Genomic DNA, 4081 nt, shown 5'->3' on the forward strand with positions numbered 1-4081 from the left:
CCAACCACGCCACAACGACACCTCGCCTGCCGCGACGGCGACGACGGCCACGACGACGACCACGACCACGACGACGACCACGACCACGACCACAACGAAGGCGACCACAGCAGCGACAGGGAACACGACGGCGGTCGCGACAACGACGACCACGCCCACAGTGGCAACTGCGTCAGCGACGGCGGCAACGACGATGGACGGGCCGACGCTCTCGATAGGCGCTGACGCCCGCACTCCGGCCCAGCCGGCCGAAGGTAAGAAGCTGAGCAGCGCCCCACTCACCGTCGGCACCCAGTAGCGCGGGCGGCGAACACCCAGGGCACCCAGGGCACCCTGGGCACCCTGGGCACCCTGGGCACCCTGGACCCAGCGAACGCCAGCCGACGGGCGTCCTGCTCAGCGGCATCCTCATCGGCGACAGCCCCCACTGCGCCAAGACTGCGCCGAGCAAGAACAAGGAGGCACGCTCTAGCAGCAGGGCGCCGGGGGTCAGACGGGCCAGCCGCCCTCGGGGAAGCGCCGGGTGACGGCCGCGGCGATGTCGAGGTAGGCCTCCCGGGTCGCGGGGGCCAGCTGCTCCCAGTCAATGAGCGCGCCGTCGGCGACGTGCGGGTCGGAGGGGACGACGATGAGGTCGGCCGCCTGCGACAGGTGCTCGCGGACCGCGTCCTTGTTGACGCTGCCGCTGACGATGTCCTTGGCCGTCAGCACGACGATGCTGGTGCGGGCCAGATGCTCGAAGCCGTGCTGTTCGAGCCACGAGATGGAGTCCGCCGCGCGCTTGGCGCCGGTGATCGACCACGACGCCGGGATGACGACCGTGTCGGCGAACTCCAGGATCCCCCGCATCAGCGGGTGGGTCACGCCGGTGCCGCAGTCGACCTGCACGACGTTGTAGTACCGCTGGACGACCCCCATGATGCGGCGGAAGTCCATGGAGCTCAACGAGTCTCCGAGCTCAGGGTTCGGCTCGCCCGGCAGCATCGTCAGGCGTCCCGCCGTGACCGTGTACTGCGAGAGGTCGTCCAGGCTGCCGATGCGGTCGACGTTGGCCGACAGACCCGTGATGCCGGCTTCGCTGCGGCCGACGAGCCGCTCGGCCAGGTCGCCGGCGTCCGGATTGGCGTCGATGGCGAACACCGGGTCGGGGCGCAGGTTGGCCATCGCGATGGAGGTCGCGGCGGTCGTTGAGGTCTTGGAGATGCCGCCCTTGAGGCAGAAGAAGGCGGTGACGTGCTTGCCGCGCAGCTGGCGCGCGATCTGGCGTTCCCGCTCGCGGATGCGCTGCTCCTTCTCCGACAGGCCCGGGTTCCACTTGCCGAGGGTCCAGTCGTAGGCCAGCCCCCGCCAGCCCAACCGCGGGCGCGGCCGGCGGCGCCGGATCATCGGCGGGTCCTCCGGGCCGTCCCAGTGCGGATCGCTCGTGTGCCCCGTCGGATGCTCGCCGGGAGCTCGGCGGGTCGGCACGACCGACGCGCCGGCCCCCGCCAGCGCGGAGCCCGAGCCCGTCGACTCGTCCGAGCTCGAGTCGGAGCCCGTGTGGGAGGTGGTGTCAGAGGTCGCGTCTGAGCTCGTGTCGGGCTGCGAGGCGGGCACGCCGCGGTTCTCGCGCTCGGCTGACCGGTGGGCGGCGGGGCGGGCGGTGCGATCGACGCCTGGCCGCAGGTCCTGGCCTGACTTGGCGTACGGACTGGGCGGGACGCCCACGTCAGCCCGCTGGTCCCGCTGGTCCCGCTGGTCCCGCTGGTCCCGCTGGTCACTGTGCTGGCGGTCGTCGGCGGTCTGCGCGGCCGCTGCGCCGGGCGCGCCGCGCTCGGCGTCGACTCGTGGAGAGGAGGGGCGAGTGTTTGGAGCGCTCATGCCGGGTCGGCCGCCTAGAGATCGTGGTCGGGAGGGGAGGTCTGCAGGTCGGAGAATGCCGCGCGGCCCCCGCCGCGACGTGGTCGCGTTCGGGGGCCGGCCGTGTGGATCAGGACGCCTTGGCGCGCTCGCGGCGGCGGGCCGCGGCGTTGTGCCCGCGGCACTCGTCGCAGCGGCAGCCGCGGCGGTAGGCGTTCAGCGAGCCGTCGCCGACGGGGTGGGTCGGGGTGCGGTCGGTGTCCCCGAGGGTGCGGGAGCGTGAGGCCACCGACACCTTGTGCGCGACCGGCCGCACGGCGGCGACGATCTCGGCGAAGTAGTGGCGCCGCTGCCGCGTGGTCATCGAGGCGCGGTACCCGATGTCGTTCATGCGCAGCGCCTCGGACAGGCAGTCCTGCCAGACCGGGCAGTCGGCACAGATCGCCCGCAGGCGGGCGGGCACCTGCTCCTCTTCGTACTCCGGCGTCCAGTCGTTGGTGCCGCCGCCTTCTCCGGTCCCGCGGCAGGCCGCGCGCTGGTCCAGGATGCGCGAGGGTCGGCGAACCTTCTCGCGCAGCACCGTCATCGTCAGCCCCCCAGCCGGCGTGATCACGGTCGATGGAACCCCCGGGTTTTCGGTCATGGCCTTCATAACGCCCCCATTCGTTTGGCCATCAGCAATCGATTGGAAGTCTCCGCAAACAACGCTGCCGGTGTCAAGAAAACTTGAGCCTCAGCGACGACCCTCCGCTCCAGCCGACGGGGCCCTCATCGGGCCCGCCGGTGGGTCCGGAGGCGACGGGATTCGCAGCGGCGGCGGAGACGACCCTGCTGGTCGGCGCGGCGCGGCAAGCCGCAGGCCGCAACGAATTCCGTTGTTGGACAACCGATCAAGACAATTGTACCGATTCGTCGCAGGCGACCCGAAAAAGCGCCCCGCCCGCTCCCGAGCATCGTATATACAGTCGCTCCCCCAAGGCCGGGTCGCCCGGAGCGGGGGCGGCGCAGTTGTCGACGCAACGACCGATTCGTGAGACAGATCACATCTCGCGCCGAAGGCCTGCGCACCGACGAACATCGGCCGGGCCCAACCCGCCGAGCGCGACGACCAAGACATGTGGGGCGGTTGTGGGCACCGCCGGGGCTGCCTAGGGTGTCCCGCGTCGGGTGGGCGACTTGCGGTCGGTCATTGTGCCGGTCCATCGGGGCGGCCTGGAGCCGGCCTTGGACGCGCAAACTTGGGGGGCGACGTGGTGCAGGTTATGGCGGCGGACGAGGGCGCGGTGTGCGCCCCCGCCGACGGCCCGCCCGATGGGTTCATGACGGCGGAGATGATCGCCTCGGCCCTGGCCAAGGTCACCGGCAAGCGGGCGATCCCCGCCTCCACGATCCGCGGCATGGCCAGCCGCGACCAATTACCCGCACCGACCAGCCGCAAGTGGGGTCGGCGCAACCTGTGGTCCAGCGAGGAGATCCAGGAGTGGCTGGCCCAGCGGCAAGCGCGGCACGTCCCGCGGGCGACCGTGCGTCAGATCCAGCGACGCCTGACGATCCTCGACGAGCAGGCCCGCGCCTCGGGCAACGACGCCCGACTCAAGCAGGCGGTGCGCTCCGCCTACCGGCGCGGCCTGTCGTTCCAGCAGATCGCGGACGCCATCAAGGTCAAGAACGGCGACCACCACCCCAGCCGCGAGGCCGTCCGCCTGCGCTTCAGCCCCTATCTGTAACGGGCAAAGACCAGTCAGTCACGGGCGACGGCAGGCTCACCCCAGGCGCCCGGCGCGCACGGCGTCGGCGATCCGCTCTCCCTCGGTGACGGCCCGCTCGAAGGCCGCGCCGCAGTGTTCGATCCACACGGTCAGGCCGTCGCGGGAGCCGGTGGCGAAGGCCGCCAGGGCGCCGGCGTAAGCGGTGGGTCCGAGTTCGGCGTGCCCGAACTCGGGCACGGCCACGCCGGTCGCGTCCAGCCCGCGGGCTGTGAGCACGGCACGTTCGGCGGCGCGGGCCACCAGGGCGTTGCCGCCGACGAACGGACGCACGAGGGCGACCTCGGCGTGCACCAAGGCGGCGACCAGCAGCGCCGGCACGTCGGGGGCCGCGAGCACCTCCCCGAGCATCGCCAGCCGGGGGCCCGGATCGCTCGGCGGTGCGGGCAGCATGGCGAACTCCGTCGGCCCGTGAGGCGCCTCCGAGCCCGCGGCCGAACCGCGCGGGCGGCCCAACGCCGACGCCGGGCCCAGCG

5 protein-coding genes are annotated in these 4081 nt (G+C 72.3%); 2 read left to right on the forward strand and 3 right to left on the reverse strand.

What is annotated here, in order from left to right:
- Positions 1 to 225, forward strand: a 225-nt coding sequence (locus KILIM_RS23620) for a hypothetical protein (protein WP_217997159.1), incomplete at its 5' end; no start/stop codon positions are given.
- Between the two features lie 264 nt (positions 226 to 489).
- On the opposite strand, the gene KILIM_RS21595 is transcribed toward KILIM_RS23620, so the two are convergent.
- Together KILIM_RS21595 and KILIM_RS21600 are read right to left on the reverse strand one after the other, a co-directional pair.
- On the reverse strand, positions 490 to 1860 hold the full coding sequence (locus KILIM_RS21595; protein WP_006594891.1) for a MinD/ParA family ATP-binding protein: 1371 nt from the start codon (positions 1858 to 1860) through the stop codon (positions 490 to 492).
- A 109-nt stretch (positions 1861 to 1969) separates the two neighbouring features.
- The gene (locus tag KILIM_RS21600) at positions 1970 to 2491 is read right to left on the reverse strand and encodes a WhiB family transcriptional regulator (RefSeq protein WP_006594892.1); all 522 of its coding nucleotides are present in this window, start codon (positions 2489 to 2491) and stop codon (positions 1970 to 1972) included.
- Between the two features lie 598 nt (positions 2492 to 3089).
- On the opposite strand from KILIM_RS21600, the gene KILIM_RS21605 reads away from it, so the two are divergent.
- Entirely contained in the window at positions 3090 to 3566 is a 477-nt protein-coding gene (locus KILIM_RS21605; protein ID WP_157551892.1) for a hypothetical protein, read from the forward strand.
- A gap of 36 nt (positions 3567 to 3602) precedes the next feature.
- On the opposite strand, the gene KILIM_RS21610 is transcribed toward KILIM_RS21605, so the two are convergent.
- Positions 3603 to 4081: Fic family protein (locus KILIM_RS21610; protein WP_006594894.1), on the reverse strand; the 479-nt coding region annotated here is incomplete at its 5' end.

Source organism: Kineosphaera limosa NBRC 100340, assembly GCF_000298215.1.
Taxonomy (GTDB): Bacteria; Actinomycetota; Actinomycetes; order Actinomycetales; family Dermatophilaceae; genus Kineosphaera; species Kineosphaera limosa.